The following is a 23,318-nucleotide window of genomic DNA, read 5'->3' as shown; positions in this document are numbered from 1 at the left end:
CAACTCAGTCTTCCAGTAGGCCAAGATCGATGGAGTCCGCCATGGCCTGGTAGCCCACGTCATTGGGATGCAGATGGTCGCCGCTGTCGAAAGCGGGCAGCAGCGTCGTGGGGTTGGCCGGATCGCGCACGATGCTGTCGAAATCGAGCACGCCGTCGGCGCCGTTCGCGGAGCGCACGAAGGCATTGACGGCCTCGCGTTTCATTTCTCCCGCGGCGTCGTAGTACGAGGCGCCGTTGTACGGCGTAATCGTCGCCAGGTAGATCTTGATATGGCTGGCCTTCGCCTGGGCGATGGTGGCCTGCATGGCGGCGATGATCTGGCCGGCGGATACGTTCTGCGGCGGATAGAGTTCGCCGATGCCGATGTCGTTGATGCCCAGCAGGATCATCACGTGCGTAGCGCCGGAAACGCCGGCCACGTCGTGGGCGAAGCGGGTCACCGCCGCGGGGCCGACGCCGTCGTAGATCCAGCGGTTGCCCGCGATGGCGGCATTGACCACGCTCGCGCGGCCCAGGCTATGTGCCGCGGCCTGCACGCGATTGTCGAGATCGTTGGGCCAGCGGCGGTTGGTGTCGGCGGTGGAGCCGTAGCCGTCGGTGATCGAATCGCCAAAGGCCACGACCACCTTGTACGGATGCGCCGCCAGGTCGGTGGCGCCGGAGTTGCCGGCCGTCGATGCGTCCACTTCGCTGAGCCAGTAGTACTTGCCCGTGGCCGTGGCACTGCCCATGGCCGCGGCGGACGCCTGATCGCCGGGGGCAAGGTAGTTGGTCTGCATGCCGATGGTGTGGGTGGTGACGACGGGCGTGTTCAGCGGCACGAACAGGCTGATCGCGAGATCCGCGTGCGTGGGAAACGGCAGGCTCACTGGATCGCTCCAGCGTTCTTCGCCCGGTGCGAGGGTCAGGCTGCGCCTGCCGTCGAAGCGGAGCGCCTGGTCGGTGGCAAGGTCGATGCCGCCATTGCCGGTGCTGCGGGCAACCCGCGCTTCGCCGAAGGTGACGGGCGTGGTTCCGAAGTAATTGGTCAGCTTGATGCGGATCAGGTTTCCGCCGTGCGAAGTGTGGACGATCTGGCGAATGGACTGGTTCGAAATCGTCAGGGGCGGGACGGTGGTGCCTGGAAACAGGATGTTGTAATCCTGCGGCGCCGCATACCAGGTCGCGAACCATGGCGGCTGCACGCAGGCGGCCGACAAGAGCATGACCAGCATGGCGCAGGCAAGGGTTTTTCCAAGCAGGTCGATGATGCGAACGCCTCTCTGAAATACGCGCTTATTCATGACCATTTCTCCCATGGTGATTTGCACGTGTGTTGATGAGGGCAGGGCGCGGACAGAAGCTTCCCATCCGTCCGGTCGAGGCGGGCGGTTGCGCGGAAAGCATGCTTTGTTGCTGGTGGGGCGCTGGCGTTCTATCGCCCGGCGCGTGGTTATTCTGTTATGGCGCGCGGCATTTATGCGCTAATGGCGCGCTCGCATTTTAATCCTGCGATGGCGATCACCTTTTATCGTCCATGCAAATAGCGGGCTTTTATGCGCGAGAAAAATATTTCCGCTGCAACTTGCGCCATGGAGAAAATCATTCCATTAATGCGGAAGATAATTTCAGCAACGCATTAACCACCATTGCGGCGAATGGATAATCGCCGCTGCTGCGATCAGGCTTTCTTCGCCAGCCTCGCCGGATCGACGTCCGCGGGCCGCGTGGCTTGTTCGCGCGTGGGCAGCGGCGTGACCGTCGCCTTGCGGGCAAAGGACCACTTGCCAAAGCGGCTGGCCAGCCGGATCGCCGGCAGATCGACCAGGCTTCTGAACGGCACCGACAACAGCAGCGACGCAGCCACGGTGATAAGCGAGGCAAGCAAGGCAGCCGCCTGATAACCCAGCGGCGCCAGCAGCACGCCGAACGAAGCCAGCCCGATGCTGGACAGCAGGATGCTGTGAATCAGGTAAAGCGAAAAAGAAATACCGCCCAGCCAGGCCAGCGGCTTGCTGGAAAGCGCGGCGGACATCGTCTTCGAATGGAGCACCAGCCAGACCAGCAGCAGGCCGCCCAGTGACGGAAACAGAAACGCGGGATCCGCCCGGATATGGTGCGCGGCCAGCCACGCCGCCAGCGCCTGCAGCGGCGCGTAGAACGTGCTCTGGGCATGGAAGCCGCCAAGCACCAGCGCAAGCGCCAGCAGCAGGTAGCGGATAACCGCGGAGGAGGGCGGCTTGGGCCAGGCATGCAGATAGGCGCCGCCGAAGAACAGCGCGCCGAGCAGATAAGGCGGCTCGCCTTCCCAGACCAGGGCGCCCGCGCACAGCAGCGCGCAGATGCCGGCGCAACGCGATCGGCCGAACAGCGCCATGAAGGCGAACAGGCCGATCGAACCGATCAATTCGACATTGATCGTCCACAGCACGTAGTTGTAGCCGTTATGGCCGAGCAGCAGCGAGCCGAACAGCGCGTCTTTGACGGCCAGGAAAATGCGCGCATGGATGTGATACCAATCGCCAAGAAAATGGCGGCCATTGGGCACGACGTCCGAAATCAGCCCGAGCTTGATCACCGCATAACCGAGCAGCACCGAAGCGAATACCGGCACGCCAAGGCGCGGAAACCGCTTGATGGCCGCTTCGTCCAGGCGGGCCGACTCCGGCTGTTCGAAATACCGGCGCGTCAGCACATACCCGCTCATGACGAAGAAAATGGCGACCGAGGCCGTGCCGTTATAGAGCACCGTCAACGGACTGTTCTGGACAAACGGCTCCCAGCCGGCGAGCAGGTGGGCGGGCAATCCGGATTGCAGATAGGGAAAGAACGCCCATGCGCAATGCGAGAACACCACGACCAACGCGGCGATACCGCGCAGCCCTTCCAGGGCCTGATTCTTGTTCTGAAAATTCATAGGTAAACAGTGGCCGGCAGTCATCCGCACGCCGGATTACCGGCCGCACGCAAGCCGGCCATGCTATCCGCGCGGCCGGCAGGCCGCGCGTGTAGTTCGTCACGATGCGGACGTCAGCGGCCGGATAGATCCATGGCGACTTCCGTGCGCTGGCGCTTGAACGTCAGCCAGAGCGCCGACAGCAGGAAATACAGGCCGCCGAACGCGGCATAGGGAGCCAGCTCCGCAATCGTAGGCGCCGTTCCGAATGACTTGACGGTAAAGATCACGCCCGCCAGTGCGGACTGCGTTCCGCTGATCATCATGAAGACCTGGCCGCCCAGCTTGCGCCGCCGGATACCGACCGCCAGCTGGAACAGGCCGGCGAGCAGCGCCCAGATGCCGAACACCAGCACGCCGCCCGCATTGCCATGCAGGGCGAAGGCCACGGCCATGCACGCGGCGGTGATGATGCTGGTAACCGCATTGAATTTCTGCCCGGGATTGACCTGGAGTCCTCCGCTGCGCCGGGCGTCGATCACATTGGCGAGCGCGTCCCAGGCAGGATAGATCACCAGCAGGGCGCCGACGACGAGTGCCGGAGTCGCGGCCGAAAGGAAAGCCAGCGCCACCCAGGCGAAGGCGGCGATGGCGCGGAGGAGATAGAAGTTGCGCAAGGAGTTCATGGAAGGGTGTCTGCGGGGGGATGGAGTGCATAACCTACTAGTAGGTAGGTGTAACTGTCAATAAGTATTCAAAAACGTCAAGTGGTGCATAAATGCCTACCTAGTGATAGGATGGCTTCCATGAATACCCAGCAGAAATTGATCGATTCGGCCCGCCACCTGATCCAGACCCGGGGCTACAACGGCTTCAGCTATGCCGACGTCGCCGACGAGGTGCAGATGCGCAAGGCCAGCATCCATCACCATTTCCCCGCCAAATCCGACCTGGCGAAAGCCGTGGTGGAGCAATCCCGCGCCGTCATCGTGGAGCAGACCCGGCTCCTGGATGACGGCGCCTTCGATCCCGATGCGCAGCTGCGCATGTACACCGGCTATTGGGAGAAGTGCATCGCCGATGCATCCGCGCCGTTCTGCGTGGCCGGCATGCTGGCCAGCGAATTGCCGACGCTGCCGGCGGACCTCGCGCAGGAAGTGCGGGCTCACTTCCACGACCTGTCCGGCTGGCTGGAACGGGTGATGACCCGCGGCGCGCAACTGGGCCGCTTCCAGCTGCAGGGATCGGCGCGCCAGGAGGCGGAGGCGTTCATGGCCATGGTGTATGGCGCCATGCTGGCGGCGCGAGCCTATGGCGATGCGAAAGTCTTCAGCGACATCGTGGCTGGCGCATTGAAGCGGCTGGCGGCGCCCGTCGTGCGTTAGGCGCCGCGCGGCCGGGATGCCTGCGCCATTCCCCATGAAGGCCGCGCCATCGCAGCGCGGCCTTCTTCGTTACCAGATCCGCACCTGGTCCTTCACCGGCCGCAGCATGGCATCGCCCGTCCTGCACTGAAACGCTTGCGCAAACGCCGGCACATTGCCCAGCGTGCCGACGATGCGTTCGTGCGGCGGCGCATGCGGATTGCTCGCCAGGTAGACCAGGGTCTGCTGTTCGCGCATGCGGGCGCGCCATATCCGCGCGAAAGCCAGGAAAAAGCGCTGGTCCTGGGTATAGCCGTCGATGCGGCGGTTCGCCTCCGCGGGGGCCGCCTTGAGCGCAGCCTGCAGTGCGTCGTAAGCGATATGTACGCCGCCGAGGTCCGCGATGTTCTCGCCCAGGGTGAGGCGTCCATTGACGTGCACGTCGGGATGGTCCGGCAAGGGCGCATAGGCGTTGAACTGGCGCACCAGCGCGTCGGCCCGGCTGTTGAAACGCGCGTTGTCCTCGGCGGTCCACCAGTCGGCCTGGTTGCCTTGTCCGTCGAACTGGCGGCCGGCGTCGTCGAAGCCATGCGTGGCTTCGTGGCCGATGGCGGCGCCGATGCCGCCGTAGTTGATGGCGTCATCGCCATTCGCATAAAAGAACGGCGGCTGCAGAATCGCCGCCGGGAAGGTGATGCTGTTGTCCTCCGCGCGGTAGAACGCATCCACCGTCTGCGGCAGGACGCTCCAGCGGGTGCGGTCGGTCGGCTGGCCGACCCGCGCCATCGCATCGCGATGGTTGAAGCGCGCCAGCGCACGCACATTGGCGTAGTAGCCGCCCGCGGACAGCTCAAGGCCGGACCAGTCGCGCCAGTGGTCGGGATAGCCGACCTTGGGCACGAAGTCCCGCCATTTGGCCAGCGCGCGCGCCTTGGTGGCGCCGCTCATCCAGTCCAGCGCCTCGATGCGGGCCTTGAGCGCCGCCAGCAGGCGCGTCACCAGTACCTGCGCACGCTGCCTGGCTTCGGGAGAAAACGTGCGCGCGACATAGAGCTGGCCCATCGCCTCGCCCATCTGCGCATTGACGGTGCCGAGCACGCGTTGCCAGCGCGGCTTGTCCTGCTGCTGGCCGGCAAGCGCGCGGCCGTGGAAGTCGAAAGACGCATCCTGGAATGCCTGCGCGAGATAGGGCGCCGCATCGTCCAGCAGATGGAAACGCAGATAGGCCCGCCATTGCGCCGGCGGCGCGGTGGCCAGCAGGCGGTCGAAGCCGGCAAAGAACGCCGGCGGCGCGAGCGAGAACTCGGCCGTCGCCGGCAGGCCTTGCGCGGTGAGGAACGGCGCCCAGCGGAAATGCGGGGTGAGGCGATCCGCTTCGGCCGCACGCACGGCGTGGAACTGATTCGCCGGCTGGCGGGCTGCTTCCGGCGAGAGCGTCACTTCGGCGAGCGAGGTTTCCAGTGCAAGCGCATCGTCGGCGGCCCGGTCGGGCGCGTCATCGCCCGCCAGTTGGAACAGGCGGATCATGTAGTCGCGATAGGCCCGACGCTCCCGCGCATAGCGTGCGTCGGCGTAATAGTCGCGGCTGGGCAGGCCCAGTGCCGCGGGCGCGGCGGCGCCGATCTGCCGCCGCGCATCGCGAAAATCGCCCTGCACGTCGAAGGCGAACACGAACGGCTGGCCGTCCGCCGCCGCACGCGCCAGGAAGGCCGCCGTGTCCTCAGGTGTTTTCAGCCTGGCGACGGCGTCGAGCGAGGACTGCAGCGGCGCCAGGCCGGCGCGCTCGATCGCCGCGGCATCCATGCCGGAGCGGTAGAGCAGGCCGATCTGATGCGTGGCCACGTCGCCACCCGCCGATGCCGGCGCGCCGGCCGCGTGCTCGGCGATGTCGCGCTGCACGCGCAGGCTCTCCTGCGTGAGCTGGTCGAACACGCCCCAGCGCACCTGGTCCGGCGGAATCGGGTGGGCCGCCAGCCAGCGCGCATTGACGAAGCGATCGAAATCCACGCAGGGCGCGGCCGAGCGGTCCAGTTCCGCCGTATCGAAAGGAGGTGTTTCAGCGGCGGATATCGATGCGGCGAAAAAAGTCCCGGCGATGGACAACAGGGCTGGGGCCAGGCGGCGCGGGCAGGGCATGCGTATTTCCTTGGATACAGGGATCGGTTCTGCGGCGGCCGGCCTCAGCCGCGCCGCGCGGCTTCGATGGCGGCGATATCGATCTTGCCCATCGCCATCATCGCGTCGAAGGCCCGCTTGGCTGCCGCGGCATCGGGATCGGTAATGGCGGCGATCAGCGCGCGCGGGGTGATCTGCCAGGAAAGGCCCCACTTGTCCTTGCACCAGCCGCAGGCGCTGGGGCTGCCGCCGTTATCGATGATCGCGTTCCACAGGCGGTCGGTTTCGGCCTGGTCGTCGGTAGCGACCTGGAACGAGAACGCCTCGTTGTGCTTGAACATCGGGCCGCCATTCAAGCCCAGGCAGGGGATGCCCATGACCGTGAATTCCACCGTCAGCACATGGCCCTGCTTGCCGTCGGGATAATCGCCCGGCGCATGGTGGACTGCGCCCACGGCGCTGTCCGGGAAGGTTTTCGCGTAGAAGCTGGCGGCCTCAAGGGCGGTGCCGTCATACCAAAGGCAAATGGTGTTCTTGCTGTTCATTGGAAATCTCCTGGTCCGGGTCGATGCGGGGCAAGGGTACGCGCTCCCGTGTATGCGACGAACGAAGGCCGCGCGAATCGACATCGCCCGATGACGGGCGATGTCGATGGCGGTCAGGAGATTTGAATCGACGTAGCCGGCTGATTCCAGCGCGTTCGCGGCATCAGCCTCCCGGAGGCGGCAGCGCCGCGCCACCGGTCAAGGCACGGGCATCATCGGGCCGGGTCAGCGTTCCGGTGGAACGGTTGAAAATCCCGAACGCATTATTGCCGGAGCCATTATCGCTATCGTCCCAATACACCGGACGGATGCCCAGGCTGTTGGCCTGGCTGACCACGTACTTGTCGAAATACGTGCGCGATGCGAGATGCAGATTGAGGTTGCTGCCCGACAAGCCCGCCGTGCCGGTGCGGCGGATGGCGCCGAACTCGCCCAGCAGCACGGGGATGCCCTTGCTGGTGAATTGCGAGTTCATCTTCTGCAGCTCCGCGTTCACGTAGGACTCCTCGTTGGCGGAGGTCGAGTTGCGCGTCGTCAGCGTCGAGGAATGATAGTTGCTGCCCCAGAAGTACCACATCGATCCCCAGGTGGCGTCGGCGGTCATCAGCGCATATTGATAAGGCGCGTAGTAATGCACTTCGAACACCAGGTGCTTGGCCGGGTCGGAGGGCAGCGTGGTGACCCAGTCATGGGTGTTGTCGATGTTCCCGCCGCCCGGCCCCTGCAGCACCAGCCAGCGCGTGCTGTTGTTGCCTCCGGTGGAACGCACCGCGTTGACGAAGTTCTGGTAGTACTGCATCAGCACGGCGGTCTGCGCCTGCGAGGACACCTGCGGCTCGTTGGCCACGGCGAACAGCAGCTTCGAGTTGTAGCCCCGGAAGTTGTTGGCGATCTGCGTCCAGTAGGAAACCAGCTTCGCATTGATGTTGGAGTCGAAGCTGTTGAAGTTCGAATTCTCGAACCAGCCGCCGTCCCAATGATCGTTGATGATCACGGTGAGATTGGCCGCCTGCGCCCATTGCACCACTTGCGTCACCGTGGCCATGTAGGAGGCATTGATCACGTGCGTATTCGGATCAGCGTTGTGATCCCACGCGCATGGGATGCGGATCGTGTTGAAACCGGCAGCCGCGACGTTGTTGATCAGCGTCTGCGTGGGCATCACCGCGCCCGACCAGGTAGCCTCCAGCGTGTTGCCGAGGTTCCAGCCGTAGGTGGGATTGGCCAGCTGCGCCTGTCCGCTGAGCGGGAGCAGCGACAATCCGGCGGCGAGCAGCAGCGCGGGCAGCATCCGTGGCCTGGGCCGGCTTGCGGCCGGCAGGCGGCGGACAGCTGGAAGGACTCGATTGCGGGCAACGAACCAATTGCGTCTGTGCATATTGGGAAACCCTCTCAGTAGTGGGGAACGGAACGGTTCCGTCCGGCGCACGGCGATGGCCGTGCTTGCCGGCATGCATGCTGAGAAGGCCGTCCGCGGCGCGCAATTACGAAATCGGCGGCGGTGCTTGATGTTTATTCGTTTGCAGTTGCCGCATGCCCGCGGCCATCAGCGCGTAGCGCTTGCACGTGCATGTCTTGCATGTGCATTCAATGTGAATCGCCGGCCACATCCGAGCCGCTGCCGCCGACCAGGATGTCCAGGTCGGCGCCGAGATGAGCCTGCTGCACATGGTCGACGTAGAGCTTCGCCCATCCGCGCTCAGGCGCCGGCGGCGCTTTCCACGCGGCACGCCGCTGCGCCAGTTCGTCGTCGCTCAGATCCAGATGCAGGCGCCGGCCGGGCACGTCCAGTTCGATGAAGTCGCCATCGCGCACCAGCGCCAGGTTGCCGCCCGTGGCGGCCTCGGGCGACACGTGCAGCACCACGGTGCCATAGGCGGTGCCGCTCATGCGCGCATCGGAAATGCGCACGATGTCGGTGACGCCGCGGCGCAGCAGCTTGGGCGGCAAGGGCATGTTGCCCACCTCGGCCATGCCGGGATAGCCGCGCGGGCCGCAGTTCTTCAGCACCATCACGCAGGTCTCGTCGATGTCCAGCGCCTCGTCGTCGATGCGCGCCTTGAAGTCGTCGATGTCCTCGAACACCACCGCGCGGCCGCGATGCCGCAACAGCTGTGGCGAGGCCGCGGAGGGCTTGATCACCGCACCGTGCGGCGCCAGGTTGCCGCGCAGCACGGCGATGCCGGCCTCGGGCTTGAGCGGCTCCTCGATCGGACGGATCACGTCGCGGTTCCAGCACGGGGCGTTGGCGATGTTCTCGCCCAGCGTGCGGCCGTTCGCGGTCGGCGCGCTCAGATCCAGATGCGGGGCGATCTCGCGCAGCACCGCGGGCAGGCCGCCGGCGTAATAGAAATCTTCCATCAGGTATTCGCCCGACGGCTTGAGGTTGAGCAGGCAGGGCAGGTGGGAGCCGAGCCGGTCCCAGTCGTCCAGGCTCAGCTCGACGCCGAGGCGGCCGGCCAGGGCCAGCAAATGAATCACCGCATTGGTCGAGCCGCCGATCGCGGCATTGGCGCGGATGGCGTTTTCGAAAGCGGTGCGGGTGAGGATCTTCGACATGCGCAGATCCTCGTGCACCATCTCCACGATGCGCCGGCCCGACAGATGCGCCAGGCGGTAGCGGCGCGAATCCACGGCGGGAATGGCCGCGTTTTCCGGCAGCGATAACCCTAAGGCTTCGACCATGCTGGCCATGGTCGAGGCGGTGCCCATGGTCATGCAGCTGCCCTTGGAGCGCTGCATGCAGGCTTCGGCCTCGACGAATTCTTCCTGCGCCAGCTCGCCGGCGCGCACCATTTCCGACATGCGGATCACGCCGGTGCCCGAGCCGATCGGCTGGCCGCGCCAGTGGCCCGACAGCGAGGGGCCGCCCGATACGCCGATGGTCGGCAGGTTCACGCTGGCCGCGCCCATCATCAGCGCGGGCGTGGTCTTGTCGCAGCCCATCAGCAGCACCACGCCATCGATGGGATTGGCGCGGATCGACTCTTCCACATCCATGCTGGCCAGGTTGCGGAACAGCATCGCGGTGGGGCGCATCTGGGTTTCGCCCAGCGACATCACCGGGAATTCCAGCGGAAAGCCGCCAGCCTCGTACACACCGCGCTTGACGTGTTCGGCCAGCTCGCGGAACGAGCTGTTGCAAGGCGTCAGTTCCGACCAGGTATTGCAGATGCCGATAACCGGCCGCCCGTCGAACATGTCGTTGGGCAGGCCCAGCCCCTTGAGCCAGCTGCGGTAATAGAAACCCTGCTTGCCTTCGCGCCCGAACCATTCCTGGCTGCGCCTGAGCGGTTTCTTGGGAGAGCCCATGGGTGGCGTGGGAATCCTTGGCGGTTGAGCGGGCGGCGGCGCGCGGCGGCGCGGGCCGGATGGCTTGACGGGCAGGATCGTAATGGGCGTAGCGATATTGCAAAAATAACAATATTCACTATTTCGATATGTGTATATGTATCGATATGCAGCGCCACATCACTTCTCCCTCTCCCCGCCGGGCGACCCGAAGGTAGTCCCTGTGGGAGAGAGGGCCGGGGTGAGCAACGGTCTGGCCTCATCGTCTCAACTTCGTCATCCCGGCGTAGGCCTCGCTCGTCATTCCAGCGAAAGCTGGAATCCAGTGCCTTTGTCGCTCGGTTGTTGCGTTGACGGTTGGGTGTCTCGCCTTTGGCGAGGGTTTCGCCCCGCTGCCGCGGGGCGAGTTACTTTTTCTCTGCGTGCCCAGAGAAAAAGTAACCAAAAAGAGAGGGCACCCTGCTTGGCGCCCTCCGCAGCTTCGCTGCTACGGGTCCGTGAGGGCTGGCCGGGCTTTTTGACAGGGCATCCATGCCCTGATCAAAAAGGCGAGGACTCCTGTCCTCGCCCCCTGCGGGGCCTGATCGTCCAGCCCTCACCGCCGGCGCCAAGGGGACCCTGGAGATCAAGAGCAAAAGCGCACCAGCGGAACGCCGCGGCTGCGCCGCGAGCTCTTTGCTCGATTTTCGCCTCGCCCGTCATCCCCCTCTCCCCGCCGGGGAGAGGGCCGGGGTGAGGGGCCCTACGGAGCGAAACCGCCAATCCGACGCCAGCCAGGCGCCTTCAACTTTCCATGCGAGCCGACACAAGCACTTTCGTCTCTATAAGCGCCGCCGCGAGCACCCACCCCTCACCCCCGCCCTCTCCCCAGCGGGGAGAGGGAGAAGTGAAGTGCTTCGCGAAAACCGGGAGCGCAACAGTGTCCCTCTCTCTCCCCAGCAGAGGGAGAAGTGCGGTGCTTCGCGACTAGCCATAAACCTCCGCCGCCACCTCACCCAACGCCTCCAGCACCGTCCTCGCCCCCGGCGACAGCAGCCAATCGGTGCGCGTGATGATGCCGAACGAATCCATCCGGCAGGACAGCTCCAGCGGCACGATCCGCACCATCCCGTGTTCGGCGTAATGCCGGGCGACGTCTTGCGGCACCACCGCCAGGTAGTCGCTTTCCTGCAGCATCTTGGTCAAGAACAGCACCGCGGCGGTGCCGATCACCCGCGCCGGCGCCGACAGGCCAGCGCTGCGGAACATCAGCTCGAAACGGTGGCGCAGCACGCTGCCTTCCGGCGGCACGATCCAGGCCGCCCGGGCCAGATCGTCCAGAGCGGGAGCGGGCAGCTCGAAGATCGGATGCTTCGGCCGCGCGATGGCGCAGACTTCTTCCTCGGCCAGCGCCTGGTAATGCAGGTTGCGATTGTCGTGGCCGGCGAACAGGCGCCCCACCATCAGGTCCAGCCGGTTCTGTTCCAGCCGCTCCAGCAGCACGTCGCTGCTCTCCACCAGCAGGGACACGCGCAGGTCCGGATGTGCCTGCGAGATCCGCGCCAGCGCCTTGGGCAGCAGGCTCACGGCCGCGCCGGCGATCGCGCCGATGGCGACGGCGCCGGCGCGGCCGGCCTTCAGCGACTCGATCTCGGTGCCGGCCGCGCTCAGGCCGGCGAGCGCGATGCGGGCGTGGCGGATCATGCTTTCGCCGTACCAGGTCGGCCGCATGCCGCGCGGCAGCCGTTCGAACAGCGGCACGCCCAGCATGTCTTCCAGGTCCTTGAGCAGCTTGGACGCCGCCGGCTGGGACATGTTCAGCACCTCGGCGGCGCGATGGATATTGCCTTCCTCCTCGATCGCGACCAGCAGCATCAGCTGGCGGGTCTTCAGGCGCGCGCGGACGAACCAGGGGGTGGGGCGCATGGAGGGCTTTCGATAATGGATTTCATATAGGTTACGACGAAATATCTATTTGTCGTATATCGATTCAGCATGCACGATCAGCAAGGTCAGGGTCCGGCACAGCGGGGAGCGTGCGGGTCCAAGGTTTATCGGGGCGGCTTTGCGCCTGCGGGGATGCGAAACGATGCGCTTGATCCAGTTGCTTGACGATGCCGGCGCCGCGCGAGTGGGCGTGGTCGATGTGCAGGGTTCGCAGGTTCGTCTGCTGGATGGCGTGGATTCGACCTATGCGCTGGCGACCCTCGCCATCCAGAGCGGGCGCAGCCTCGACGCGCAGGCCGCGACGCACCACGGCGAAACACGGCTCGAATACGCGGCGCTGCTGGCGCAGGAACGCGTGCTCACCCCGCTGCACCATCCGGACCCCGCGCATTGCCGCGTCACCGGCACCGGTCTCACCCACTTGGGCAGCGCCGCCGCGCGCGACGCGATGCACCAGAACCTCAAGCAGAAGGCCGAGGCCGGCGCGCTGACCGACTCGATGCGCATATTCCAGTGGGGCGTGGAAGGCGGCATGCCGCAAGGCGATACGCCGGGCGCGCAGCCGGAATGGTTCTACAAGGGCGACGGCAGCATCGTGGCCGCGCCGGGCCAGGCGCTGGCGTCGCCGGACTTCGCGCTCGACGGCGGCGAGGAGCCGGAACTGGTCGGGCTGTACCTGATCGGCCCGGACGGCACGCCGCATCGCCTGGGCTTTGCCATCGGCAACGAGTTCTCCGACCACGTCACCGAACGCCAGAACTACCTCTATCTGGCGCATTCCAAGCTGCGCGCCTGCGCGGTCGGGCCGGAGCTGCGCACCGGCGAACTGCCGGCCGACCTGCGCGGCTCCAGCCGCATCCGCCGCGGCGAGCGCGTGCTGTGGGAAAAACCTTTTCTCACCGGCGAGGCGAATATGTGCCACTCGCTGGCCAACCTCGAATACCACCACTTCAAGTACGCCGCGCACCGCCGTCCGGGCGACGTCCATCTGCATTTCTTCGGCACCGCCACATTGAGCTTTGCCGACGACGTGCGAGCCCAGCCCGGCGACGTCTTCGAGATCGAGTTGCCGGCGCTGGGCGCGCCGCTGCGCAATCCGCTGCGCAGCGTGGCGGGCGGTTTCGCGCTGCACGGGGTGCGCCCGCTGTGAGTCCGCGCGGCCGGCCCCGCGTTCCGGCCGACCATCCCGCCGATGCGGATATCGGCACAGCGCCACCCCCGTGCCGGCATCGGGAATGCCGCCGCGATGGCACATGGCGGCCGGCGCCGAAGGCCGCCCGATAGCACCGGAAACCACAGGTTTTTCGGGCAGGCCGCCTTGGCGCCGGCGACCATGCGCCGCAGTGCCCGCCATCCGCCGCGGCCGGTGCCGGCGAGCGCCGCGATGCGCAATAAGGTCAAGACGCCGCCGGCGATCCATTCGATAGTCCGCCCGTCCGTTTCACCGTATTCCGGAGTTGCCGCATGACCAGGAAGCCGCTTTCCGCTGGAGCACAGCATCGCGCCGCGCCATCGGCGACGGACCCGTCGCGCCGCCGCTTCATGCAATGGAGCGCGCTGGCCGTGGCCGCCGGCTTCCTGAAATTTCCGCTGGAAGCCGCGGCCTCCACGCCGGACCGGGTGACGGCGGTTCCCCTGCAGGCGGTGCGGCTGAAGCCGTCGCTGTTCCTGGATTCGCTGGCCGCCAACCGGCGCTATCTGTTCGAACTGGAGCCGGACCGCCTGCTGCACAACTTCCTGCAGTACGCCGGCCTGACGCCCAAGGGCGCGGTTTATGGCGGCTGGGAAGGCGACACCATCGCGGGCCACACGCTGGGCCATTACCTCAGCGCGCTGGCACTGCTGCATGGGCAGACCGGCGATACGGAAGCGAAGAAGCGCATCGACTACATCGTGTCCGAACTGGCGCGGGCCCAGGCGCAAGATAAGGACGGCTACGTCGGCGGCTTCACGCGCAAGGACGAGCATGGCCGGGTAGAGGGCGGCAAGATCGTGTTCGAGGAAGTGCGCCGCGGCGTCATCAAGGGCAGCGCCTTCAACCTCAACGGCAGCTGGTCGCCGCTCTATACCGAGCACAAGCTGTTCGCCGGCCTGCTCGATGCGCATGCGCTGGCGGGCAGCCGGCAGGCGCTGGAGGTGCTGGAGAAAGCGGCCGCCTATTTCGCCGGTGTCTTCGACGCACTCGACCACACGCAGCTCCAGCAGCTGCTGGACAGCGAGTTCGGCGGCTTCAACGAGTCGTACATCGAGCTGGGCGCGCGCACCGGCAACCCGCGCTGGATCGCGGTCGGCAAGCGGCTGCGCCACGAGAAGGTCGTCGACCCCGCCATCGCCGGCAAGGACGACCTGCCGCACCGGCACGCCAATACCCAGGTGCCCAAGTTCATCGGCGAGGCGCGCCGGTTCGAAGTTGCCGGCGACATCGATGCCGCCGCCGCGGCGCGCTTCTTCTGGGAAACCGTGGTCACGCACTACAGCTACGTGATCGGCGGCAATGCCGACCGCGAGTATTTCCAGCAGCCGGACACGATCTCCTCCTTCCTCACCGAGCAGACCTGCGAACACTGCAACAGCTACAACATGCTCAAGCTCACGCGGCACCTGTACCAGTGGACGCCGCAGGCCCGCTACTTCGATTACTACGAGCGCACCCTGCACAACCACACCATGGCGGCCCAGCATGCCGAGACCGGCATGTTCGCCTACATGATGCCGATGATCACTGGCGGCGAGCGCGCCTTCTCCGATAAGTTCGATTCGTTCTGGTGCTGCGTGGGCACCGGGCTGGAGGCGCATGCGCAGTTCGGCGATTCGATCTACTGGCACGACGAGCGCTCGCTCTACGTCAATCTGTATATCTCCTCCGCGCTGGACTGGCAGGAAGGCGGCATCGCGCTGCAGCTGGACAGCGGCGTGCCGGACAACGGCAAGGTGCGGCTGCAGATCGACCGGGCGGGTGCCGGCGCGCCCAGGCGCCTGCTGCTGCGCGTGCCGGCATGGAGCGAAGGGCGCTTCAAGCTGCGCGTGAACGGCCATGAGCAGGGCGCCAAGGCGGAGCAGGGCTATCTGGTGCTCGCGCGCAACTGGAAGGCCGGCGACGTGGTCGACGTCGAGTTCGACATGCCGCTGCGGCTGGAGCATGCCGCGGGCGATGAGAACAGCATCGTGGTGATGCGCGGCCCATTGGCGCTGGCGGCGGATCTGGGCCCGGTCAGCGAGGCTTACGACCAGCCCGATCCCGCGCTGGTGGCGGATGCATCGCCGCTGTCCGGCTTCACTCCCTTGCCGCAGCCGGGACGCTTTCTCGCCAGCACCACGCGCCCGCAAGGGCTGACCTTCGTGCCGTTCTTTGCGCAGTACGAGCGCCGCAGCGCGCTGTACTTCAAGCGCATGGACTCCGCGCAATGGACACAGGAAGCGGCGCGGCGGGAACGGGCCAAGGCGGACCAGGACGCCTTGCGGAGCCGGGCGGTGGACATGATCCAGTTCGGCAACGAGGCGTCCGAGAAGGCGCACAAGCTGGCCAGCGACACCTCCTTCGGCGGCGCCTACCGGCGCAAGGAGTGCCGCGACGTGCGCGGCAAGGGTTTCGTCGAGTTCGAGATGAAGGGCAGCGAGCGGCCGCTGGCGCTGCGCTTGCGTTTCTGGGGCAGCGACAAGGGCCGCTTCAATATCCTGGTCGACGGCAAGCTGGCGGTGGAGGTGAAGGTGGAGCGCGGCAACGTGATCGATTTCGTGGATCGCGATTACCCCTTGCCACCAGCGCTGACGCGCAACGGCACGTTGAAGTTCCGCATCGAGCCGCAGCATGGCGACACCGCCGGGCCGCTGTTCGGCGGATGGCTGATTCCGGCCTGAGCGGCACGCACAGGGCGCGCCTTGGCATTGGCGCTACATCGGCGCGACCTGGACCTCGGCGACACCCAGCAGGCCGGCCAGCGGCACCTGCGCGACTTTCTGCCGCGGACTCACGGTTACGCCTTGCTTGCGCAGCAGATCCAGAAACATTTCCGCCAGCGGCAGCACCATATGCTGCCCCCAGCAACGCTCGGACTTGTGGCCGAAGGGCAGGTAGCCGGGCAGGTCGTCGGGATTCAGGTGTTCCCAGCGCTCCGGCAGGAACTCGTCCGGATCGCTCCACAGGGCGGGAGCGCGGTGGCTGACCAGCGGCAGGATCAGCACGTCGTCAGCGGGGCCGATGCGCGCATCGATCGCCGGGTATTCGGGCGATGCGTTGCGCAGGATGTTCCACGACGGCGGCAGCAGCCGCAGCGTTTCGTACAGCACGTGCCGGTTCGATACCGCGTCGTCGAACGGCGCGCCCAGCCAGAGCGCGTTGGCGACCAGGGTCGAGATGGTGAAGCACACCGGGGCCGCGGTGCGCCGGTACATGCCCATGGCGTAGCGGCGTTCGCGATAACTGGCGGCCGCGGCCGTCGCCGCGGCGATGGCGGAGGCTTGCGGCCCCGCGCGCAGCGGCCATAGCGCGCCGGCCGTGATCACCGCCCAGGTCAGCTTGGGCGTCAGCTCCAGGATGCGATCCATCAGGAAGCGCAGGCGGCGCGGATCGCCGCCCAGGATCAGGTCGCGCAGATAGACATGCCCGACGTGCGGCCACGGACCACTGAGATCCACGTCGCCAGGCGAAGGTTTCTTCAATGCGGCGCGCACGTCGCGCCCGATCGCCTGCATCGACTTCAAGGCATCCGGACGCGCAATGGAACGACCCAGCAAAGGCTTGAAGGTCGGCCGCTCGGTTTCGGTCGCCGGCCTGGCCTTCAGGATGCGGTCCATCAGCTCCGGACCGGCGACGCCGACCGTGTTCGCATCCAGCCGGAACAGATCGTCGCCGGCGTGATCGCGCAGGAGCGCCTGGAGGCGGGGAGCGAAGACGGTGGGGCGGACGTGCCTGGCGGTCGATGACATGCGGTCGGGAGCCTCGAGGGTCGGCGGAGCATCCGGCGGCGCCCCGATCTTCCGAGGCGACGCCGGACGCGGATGGATCAAATGACGCTGCGCTCTCTACGGCATCGAGGCAGCGCGGCCATTCAGAACCAGATGTACCAGGCGTAGTCCTTCAGGCTCTTCTCACGCTCGAACAGGTTCTTGATGGCAAAGAGGCTCTTCTTCATGTCAGCTACCTTTTCAGTGAGGATCCAGACGATAGGCATCCATTCGATGATGGCGTTCCCTGCGCGGCCGCAGATCGTGAAGATCGGAGGCCGTTGGCGAAGCTATGCCAGCCGGACGGAACAATGGAGTCGCTTAGGGCCGGAAATCTGGTCTTTCGAGGCCGGTTCGAAAAAACAGTGACCTCAGGGTGTCGGCGGCGTGAATAAATCGAATAGCGGGGCGGCCACGGCATGATCGGCAACGGCCGGCCGAGCTGATGCCGTTGCGGATTCGCCCAGGTCCGGTCATGGTGCGGCGATACACAGAGGACGTGTGCGTGGACGTTTTCGATCTAGCCCAGCATCCCGACCGGATCAGCCCGGCTTATTTCTTCTTCCTCCTCTTCGTGGTGCTCGGCATAGGCGGCAGCTGTTTCATGCTGTATCTGATCCGCAGCGGACGAAAAGGCGCGTGGTTCTATCTCCTGCTTACCCTGACCATCACGGTGGGCGCGTGCGGGGCGCTGCTGCACGAGGTGCGCCATGCCGCCGCGCTGAAGGAGCAGGTGCTCAGCGGACGCTTTGCCACTGTCGAAGGTTGCCTCGACCAGTTTCATCCAGGGCTCGCCTCGTCGAGCGAAGCCGATTCCGGCGTGGAGCAATGGTTCGTGGGCGGGCAACTGTTCGATTACGGGCCGGATGAAATCCGGCTGGGCTATCACGCGACCGAACCTGGCGGCGGCATCGTCCATGCCGATTCCAGGGTCAAGGTCGGCTATGTCCGCGACGAGGTGCTGGCACGCAACGATATCGTGCGGCTCGAGGTCGTCCAGCATGCATGTCCGGCGGCGGGGGATTACGCCAGGCAAGGCAGGTAATGGCCGAAGGGTGCGGTGCGTCCTTGATCCTCTGATCACGTTGCAGCCAGAATGCTGTGGATCGGATATCGATATCACGCGGGGTTGCAGCACCCATGACGGATGAATCGAAAGTCGCGAAAGAGCAGCAGGGCTCCCGCATCGGGGGAGCCTCCGGGGGTACGGAAGCAAGCGGCAAGATGTCCCGCCGCGAATTCCTTACCGGCACAGCCATGGCCGCGGCCGGGCTGATGATCGTGCCCCGCCACGTGCTGGGTGGGCCTGGCCATATGGCGCCCAGCGATCGATTGAACATCGCCGGCATCGGTGTCGGCGGCATGGGTCTGCACAATATGCGCGCCCTGGCCGGCGAGAACATCGTCGCGCTGTGCGATGTGGACTGGGCTTATACGGAGAAGTCCTTTCACGGGATGGTCGGCGGCCTGGGGAAAACGCAGGCACGCCTCGACAGGGCCCAGACCGCCAGGGAACGCCTGGAGCTGCAGAACGAGATCGAGCAGACCCGGCTGCTTGCCGGCAAGTTCAGTGCAGCCAGGCGCTATACCGACTACCGCCGGATGCTCGAACAGCAGAAGGATATCGACGCGGTCGTCATCGCAACACCGGATCACCTGCACGCGGTGATCGCCAGCGCGGCGATGAGTCATGGCAAGCACGTGTATCTGCAGAAGCCGCTCACCTGGTCGATTTACGAAGCCCGCGAGCTGTCCAGGAAGGCGAAGGAAAATCCCAGGCTCGTCACGCAGATGGGCAACCAGGGACACTCCAGCGACGATGCCCGCCTGATCAACGAGTACATCGCGGCCGGGGCGATCGGCGATGTCCGCGAAGTCCACGCCTGGACCAATCGCCCGCTGGCCTACTGGCCGCAGGGCATTCCGCGTCCGCGGACCAGGCCGCGGCCGGACGATGCAAGCTGGAACGAGGACGCGGTGATGGACCGGCTCGCCAACGCCATGGCCGGCAACTATCCGAAGCCCGAAGGGCTGGCATGGGACCTCTTCCTCGGCCCCGGCCCCGTCGTCGAATACCACCCGCTGTATCACCCGTTCAACTGGCGCGGCTGGGTGGACTGGGGCGTGGGCGCCATCGGCGACATGGGAGCGCACCTGATCGATTCCCCGTTCTGGTCGCTGGACCTGGGTTTTCCGAACTCGGTGGAAACCGTCTCGACGCCATTCAACGAGGCGTCGTATCCCATGGCGACGATGACGTATTACGACTTCCCCGCACGCGGCAGCCGGCCGCCGGTGAAGCTCACCTGGTACGACGGCGCCTTGCTGCCGCCGGCGGTGAAGGCCTTGGGGGCGGTGCAGATAAGCAAGGACGGCGGCGTACTGTACGTTGGCGACAAGGGTGCGCTTATCCACGAGACCTATGGCGCGAACCCGCGTTTATTGCCGCAGTCGTTGCATGATTCGGTGGGCACGCCACCGCAGAAGTACGCGCGCATCAAGACCTCGCACGAGATGAATTGGGTGGATGCGTGCAAGGGCAGGGCGGAGGCGTCGTCGCCATTCCCGTACGCTGCCCAGCTGACGGAGGTCATGCTGTTGGGTGTCGTGTCTCTTCGCGCGGGCGGCAGGATCGAGTACGACGGGGCGAACATGCGCATCACCAACCTGCCTGCTGCCAATGCGTTTCTGCGGCGTGAATACCGGGAAGGGTGGGTGCTCTGAAACAGCCGCCGCTCGCGTTACCCAATGCACGCGGGTTTCACCCGGCGAGATAAGGCCGCGCATGGACGGGTTTCATCCCACGCTTAATCGCTCTGTTCCCTTGACGGTGAAAGATGGCGGCGCACTGTGCAGCCAATCGCATTTCACTGGCGAAGGTTTGCGCGATAGTCGCGCCTCCCTTGGCGCCAGTCGCCATGACGTGTCGCCTCATCATCGCAAGGAGAGAACGCATGAGGATCCTTCGTGACGCCTTACGGAAGGCCGGCCATGTCGCCGCGCTGACAGCCGTCTTTCTGTCGGCATCCGCCATGGCGCAGCCTTACGTTGCAAGCACCGCAGCACCGCGCCTTTCACAGGCGGCCGCCGCCACGGCCGTTTGCGGGGACGCGTCCATTTTGAATGGACCGTCAACGCCACCGGCAGGGGCCATCACGGTGCCGGCCGGCGATAACAGTTCCTTCAATTTCCGCCAGGCCGGAAAGGTCTTCTGGTTTGCTCCTGGAGTCCACAAGCTCGGCACCGGCATTTACAGCCAGATCATTCCCGCCGACAACAGCGTTTTCATCGGTGCGCCGGGGGCGGTCCTGGATGGCCAGCACACCAATCTGTATGCCTTCACCGGCCAGGCCACCGGCGTCACCATCGAACATCTGACCATCCAGAACTTCGGCGCCGCGGACGCGAACAACAACGAAGGCGTCGTCAATCACGATGCCGGCCACGGCTGGACGATCCAGTACAACACCGTGCAAGGCAATGCCGGGGCCGGCGTGTTCGTCGGCAGCTCCAACACCCTGAAATACAATTGCCTGACCGGCAACGGGCAATACGGCTTCAGCGCCTACGAGCCGGACGGCGTCTCGAATGTCGTCATCGATCACAACGAGATTTCATACAACAACACCTATCGCTGGGAGACGGCCAGCCCGGGGTGCGGCTGCACCGGAGGGGGCAAGTTCTGGGCAACGAACAAGGCGGCCATCACCAACAACTGGTTTCACCACAACCATGAAGGCCCGGGGCTGTGGGCGGACACCAACAACAACGACTTCGATATCGAGAACAATGTTTTCAGCGATGAGGAGAACTCGGGCATTATTTATGAGACGTCCTACAACGCACTGATCAAGAACAATACGTTCCTGCGAACCGCCCATACGGCCGGACCGGACAATCCTGGCTTTCCGACGAGCGCCATTTACCTCTCCGAGAGCGGTGGAGACGCCCGTGTTCCGGCCCGTTACCAGACCATCGCGATCACGGGCAACACCTTCACCGACAACTGGTCGGGCGTCGTGATCTGGGAGAACGCGGACCGCTTCTGCAATTCGCCCGCCAATACCAGCAGCGGCGACTGCACGCTGGTCAATCCCGCCGTGGTGAATCTGTCGACCTGCGTGGCGGGCACGATCGACAAGGCCCCGTACTATTCGGATTGCCGCTGGAAGAGCCAGAACATCCAGGTGACGGGCAATACCTTCAGCTTCAATCCTTCGAATATCGGCTCGAATTGCACGGCGGATAACGGATGCGGCTGGCAGGGCCTGCTTTCGAACTGGGGAACCTATCCGTCATGGTCGCCGTACCAGGGCGATGTGATTGAGCAAGCCATCACCTTCAACCAGGCCAACGTATTCAGTGGCAACACGTACGTGGGTCCGTGGCAGTTCATGGTGGAGGACCAGGGCCAAAGCCTGACCCCGGCGGAATGGCAGGCTGCGCCTTATAACCAGGATGCCGGCAGCAGCTTTCACTGAGGAGCGCGCCGTCCAGTACCGGGCTCCGGCTTTGGCTCGGAATCGGTGAAGTAAAAGGTTTCGGTGCGAAGAACAGTGTTCCGCGCACCGAAACCTCGCCGCCTCCATGCTTACATCCGCATCGTCCGCGATCCGCACAGCCGTTCCGCCGCCAGTCCGGCTTCGCGGCAGCGGCCGATGAACTTGTCCGACTCGACCATCTGCTTGCTCTGCGGCGTGTATTCCAGTCCAGCCACGAATCGCAGCCATGGCTCCTGTCCCATCGCGTAGACATAAGCCGTCTTGCAGCCGATTTCCTCCACGATCCTCCAGGCGTTCTCGCTGCCGGATCCTGACAAACGCCGCGAATCATCGTCCTTGCGGCTGATCGGCTGGCTCAGGTAAGGACCGTACAGCCAGGTAAGCGGCGCGCCATCGCACTCCATGCCGATAAACAAGGTGTCGACCTTGCCCAGCCGCTGCACGATGCGCCGGTAAAGCGCCCGATCCTTGCCATCGGAGTCCGCCAGGAACATCAGCGTCCGGCCCTGCAGGTCCACATGCAGGCCGTGCTTGCTGGCGATGCTCAGGTCGGCGTGCTCGCCATAGAAGGGCAAGGCGGTAAGGTGGCCGCCGGGAATCGCCACGCGCTCCATCGCGTCGAGTACCTGCACGCGCGGCTGGCCGATGGCCTGCAGCGCGAGTTTCATCGATGGGTCGGCCAGGCTGTTGGTGTTGTTGCGTGGCACCAGGATCGTGCCGATGCGGCCGCGCAGCTGCAGCAGCGTCTCGACGCTGAAATGGTCCTGATGATTATGGGTAAGGAACACGTAGTCGATGCGGTCCGGCAGGTCGTGGAACGTAAGCCGGCCGTCGTCGCCATCGTCCCAGGCCAGGAACGGATCGATCAGCACCGACACCTCGGCACTCTGCACCAGCACGCAGGCGTGTCCGAAGTAGCGCACGCGCACGCCTTCGCCGGCGAAATCCGGTTCGTTGCGCGGCGGCGGCGTTTGCGCGAAATAGCCGCGCAGCCGCGTGCGCGCGGCATCGTCGGCGACACCCAGCGCATCGGCGATGGCGCCGAACGGAACCGGCGAGAGCCGGCTTCGGGAGACCAGATCGTACGAGGCGCTGTCGAACGGCAGCGGTACGACGAAGCGATCCTCGCCGTCCAGCCGCGGCGTGTTGATAAAGAAGTTGCGCTGCGCGTCCGGCGTCTTGCAGAAGGCGATTTCCTGCGCCGCGGTGCCGGCCAGTTCGCCCCGGTAGATCAATTCCTCGAACACGCGCAGCGAAGGATGGTGATTGAGGTCGTAGCTGGCCTCCACCAGGCCGGCGAGCGATGCGGGCAGCGCGTCGTAATGGTGGTCCAGGCTGAAACCGGTTTCGCTCTGCTGCAGCTGGCGATCCAGCTTGATCAGGTCTTCGGCGAAGCCGAGCAGGTCCGCGCCGCGCGCCAGGATGTCCTGCTGCAAGGCGCGCACGGCCGGTACGTCTCGCTGGCTCAGCTCCAGAAAGGAACCGCCGAGCATTTTCGGGTTCTTTCTCGCCGCCTCGTGCACCGCCGGATTGGCGATGAACGATTTCAGCATCGGCAGGTGGCGAAACGCCAGCGACAAAGCCAGTTGCACCGGCGCGACCAGATGGCCCCAGGCATACCAGCGGAAGACCAGCGGCTCGAGCTTGGTATCGGGTGCAAGGTAGACCAGGTCGTGGTCGGCAGCGGTGGCGTTCATGCTTTCTCCATGACAGAAATCGGATCGCAGGCAGGGGCGCGGCGAACGGCAGGCCGG

17 protein-coding genes are annotated in these 23,318 nt (G+C 65.3%); 6 read left to right on the top strand and 11 right to left on the bottom strand.

What is annotated here, in order from left to right; genetic code table 11:
* Positions 1-4 precede the first annotated feature (4 nt).
* From ISN75_RS11230 to ISN75_RS11220, 3 genes are all read right to left on the bottom strand, one after another.
* Positions 5-1,285, bottom strand: coding sequence for an SGNH/GDSL hydrolase family protein (locus ISN75_RS11230; RefSeq protein ID WP_423385158.1), 1,281 nt, complete (start codon positions 1,283-1,285; stop codon positions 5-7).
* 377 nt (positions 1,286-1,662) lie between these two features.
* Positions 1,663-2,898 (bottom strand): acyltransferase, encoded by a 1,236-nt coding sequence (locus tag ISN75_RS11225; RefSeq protein ID WP_343821455.1) that lies wholly within the window; start codon positions 2,896-2,898, stop codon positions 1,663-1,665.
* 113 nt (positions 2,899-3,011) lie between these two features.
* Positions 3,012-3,554, bottom strand: coding sequence for a hypothetical protein (locus tag ISN75_RS11220; RefSeq protein WP_343821456.1), 543 nt, complete (start codon positions 3,552-3,554; stop codon positions 3,012-3,014).
* A 129-nt stretch (positions 3,555-3,683) separates the two neighbouring features.
* Between ISN75_RS11220 and ISN75_RS11215 the strand changes: the two genes are divergently transcribed.
* Positions 3,684-4,262: a TetR/AcrR family transcriptional regulator gene (locus tag ISN75_RS11215; protein WP_343821458.1), complete on the top strand. Its 579-nt coding sequence runs from the start codon at positions 3,684-3,686 to the stop codon at positions 4,260-4,262.
* 69 nt (positions 4,263-4,331) lie between these two features.
* Here ISN75_RS11215 and ISN75_RS11210 read toward each other — a convergent pair whose 3' ends face one another.
* The 5 genes from ISN75_RS11210 to ISN75_RS11190 form a co-directional block, all read right to left on the bottom strand.
* Positions 4,332-6,377: a M13 family metallopeptidase gene (locus tag ISN75_RS11210; RefSeq protein ID WP_343821460.1), complete on the bottom strand. Its 2,046-nt coding sequence runs from the start codon at positions 6,375-6,377 to the stop codon at positions 4,332-4,334.
* A 44-nt stretch (positions 6,378-6,421) separates the two neighbouring features.
* Positions 6,422-6,901: a VOC family protein gene (locus tag ISN75_RS11205; RefSeq protein WP_343821462.1), complete on the bottom strand. Its 480-nt coding sequence runs from the start codon at positions 6,899-6,901 to the stop codon at positions 6,422-6,424.
* 163 nt (positions 6,902-7,064) lie between these two features.
* Entirely contained in the window at positions 7,065-8,192 is a 1,128-nt protein-coding gene (locus tag ISN75_RS11200) for a glycoside hydrolase family 5 protein (protein WP_167258168.1), read from the bottom strand.
* Between the two features lie 296 nt (positions 8,193-8,488).
* Positions 8,489-10,213, bottom strand: a complete 1,725-nt coding sequence (locus ISN75_RS11195; protein WP_343821464.1) for an IlvD/Edd family dehydratase — start codon at positions 10,211-10,213, stop codon at positions 8,489-8,491.
* Between the two features lie 945 nt (positions 10,214-11,158).
* Positions 11,159-12,097, bottom strand: coding sequence for a LysR family transcriptional regulator (locus ISN75_RS11190; protein WP_343821465.1), 939 nt, complete (start codon positions 12,095-12,097; stop codon positions 11,159-11,161).
* Positions 12,098-12,260: 163 nt separating this feature from the next.
* On the opposite strand from ISN75_RS11190, the gene araD1 reads away from it, so the two are divergent.
* Together araD1 and ISN75_RS11180 are read left to right on the top strand one after the other, a co-directional pair.
* A complete protein-coding gene (gene araD1, locus ISN75_RS11185; protein ID WP_343821467.1) occupies positions 12,261-13,268 on the top strand; it encodes an AraD1 family protein in 1,008 nt (335 codons plus the stop codon).
* Positions 13,269-13,582: 314 nt separating this feature from the next.
* Positions 13,583-15,976 (top strand): glycoside hydrolase family 127 protein, encoded by a 2,394-nt coding sequence (locus ISN75_RS11180; RefSeq protein WP_343821468.1) that lies wholly within the window; start codon positions 13,583-13,585, stop codon positions 15,974-15,976.
* Between the two features lie 33 nt (positions 15,977-16,009).
* Here ISN75_RS11180 and ISN75_RS11175 read toward each other — a convergent pair whose 3' ends face one another.
* Both ISN75_RS11175 and ISN75_RS11170 read right to left on the bottom strand, forming a co-directional pair.
* Positions 16,010-17,044, bottom strand: coding sequence for a cytochrome P450 (locus tag ISN75_RS11175; protein ID WP_168647358.1), 1,035 nt, complete (start codon positions 17,042-17,044; stop codon positions 16,010-16,012).
* 122 nt (positions 17,045-17,166) lie between these two features.
* Entirely contained in the window at positions 17,167-17,289 is a 123-nt protein-coding gene (locus ISN75_RS11170; protein ID WP_214570649.1) for a tryptorubin family RiPP precursor, read from the bottom strand.
* 278 nt (positions 17,290-17,567) lie between these two features.
* On the opposite strand from ISN75_RS11170, the gene ISN75_RS11165 reads away from it, so the two are divergent.
* The 3 genes from ISN75_RS11165 (at position 17,568) to ISN75_RS11155 (ending at position 21,543) form a co-directional block, all read left to right on the top strand.
* Positions 17,568-18,107, top strand: a complete 540-nt coding sequence (locus ISN75_RS11165) for a hypothetical protein (protein WP_168647359.1) — start codon at positions 17,568-17,570, stop codon at positions 18,105-18,107.
* 95 nt (positions 18,108-18,202) lie between these two features.
* Positions 18,203-19,786 (top strand): Gfo/Idh/MocA family protein, encoded by a 1,584-nt coding sequence (locus tag ISN75_RS11160; RefSeq protein WP_343821472.1) that lies wholly within the window; start codon positions 18,203-18,205, stop codon positions 19,784-19,786.
* A 230-nt stretch (positions 19,787-20,016) separates the two neighbouring features.
* Entirely contained in the window at positions 20,017-21,543 is a 1,527-nt protein-coding gene (locus ISN75_RS11155) for a right-handed parallel beta-helix repeat-containing protein (protein WP_343821473.1), read from the top strand.
* Positions 21,544-21,653: 110 nt separating this feature from the next.
* On the opposite strand, the gene ISN75_RS11150 is transcribed toward ISN75_RS11155, so the two are convergent.
* Positions 21,654-23,261: an MBL fold metallo-hydrolase gene (locus ISN75_RS11150; RefSeq protein WP_343821475.1), complete on the bottom strand. Its 1,608-nt coding sequence runs from the start codon at positions 23,259-23,261 to the stop codon at positions 21,654-21,656.
* Positions 23,262-23,318 lie beyond the last annotated feature (57 nt).

The organism is Dyella marensis, from assembly GCF_049532885.1.
In the GTDB taxonomy this organism is placed as follows: Bacteria; Pseudomonadota; Gammaproteobacteria; order Xanthomonadales; family Rhodanobacteraceae; genus Dyella_D; species Dyella_D marensis.
The sequence above is the reverse complement of the archived record's forward strand: the minus strand, read 5'-3'. Positions and strand labels throughout refer to the sequence as shown.

Excerpts from the sequence above, each read along its gene's own strand:
- ISN75_RS11230 (WP_423385158.1), bottom strand. The coding sequence starts at position 1,285 with ATGAATAAGCGCGTATTTCAGAGAGGCGTTCGCATCATCGACCTGCTT.
- ISN75_RS11225 (WP_343821455.1), bottom strand. The coding sequence starts at position 2,898 with ATGAATTTTCAGAACAAGAATCAGGCCCTGGAAGGGCTGCGCGGTATC.
- ISN75_RS11215 (WP_343821458.1), top strand. The coding sequence starts at position 3,684 with ATGAATACCCAGCAGAAATTGATCGATTCGGCCCGCCACCTGATCCAG.
- ISN75_RS11210 (WP_343821460.1), bottom strand. The coding sequence starts at position 6,377 with ATGCCCTGCCCGCGCCGCCTGGCCCCAGCCCTGTTGTCCATCGCCGGG.
- ISN75_RS11205 (WP_343821462.1), bottom strand. The coding sequence starts at position 6,901 with ATGAACAGCAAGAACACCATTTGCCTTTGGTATGACGGCACCGCCCTT.
- ISN75_RS11200 (WP_167258168.1), bottom strand. The coding sequence starts at position 8,192 with ATGCTGCCCGCGCTGCTGCTCGCCGCCGGATTGTCGCTGCTCCCGCTC.
- ISN75_RS11195 (WP_343821464.1), bottom strand. The coding sequence starts at position 10,213 with ATGGGCTCTCCCAAGAAACCGCTCAGGCGCAGCCAGGAATGGTTCGGG.
- ISN75_RS11190 (WP_343821465.1), bottom strand. The coding sequence starts at position 12,097 with ATGCGCCCCACCCCCTGGTTCGTCCGCGCGCGCCTGAAGACCCGCCAG.
- araD1 (WP_343821467.1), top strand. The coding sequence starts at position 12,261 with ATGCGCTTGATCCAGTTGCTTGACGATGCCGGCGCCGCGCGAGTGGGC.
- ISN75_RS11180 (WP_343821468.1), top strand. The coding sequence starts at position 13,583 with ATGACCAGGAAGCCGCTTTCCGCTGGAGCACAGCATCGCGCCGCGCCA.
- ISN75_RS11175 (WP_168647358.1), bottom strand. The coding sequence starts at position 17,044 with ATGTCATCGACCGCCAGGCACGTCCGCCCCACCGTCTTCGCTCCCCGC.
- ISN75_RS11170 (WP_214570649.1), bottom strand. The coding sequence starts at position 17,289 with ATGCCTATCGTCTGGATCCTCACTGAAAAGGTAGCTGACATGAAGAAG.
- ISN75_RS11160 (WP_343821472.1), top strand. The coding sequence starts at position 18,203 with ATGACGGATGAATCGAAAGTCGCGAAAGAGCAGCAGGGCTCCCGCATC.
- ISN75_RS11155 (WP_343821473.1), top strand. The coding sequence starts at position 20,017 with ATGAGGATCCTTCGTGACGCCTTACGGAAGGCCGGCCATGTCGCCGCG.
- ISN75_RS11150 (WP_343821475.1), bottom strand. The coding sequence starts at position 23,261 with ATGAACGCCACCGCTGCCGACCACGACCTGGTCTACCTTGCACCCGAT.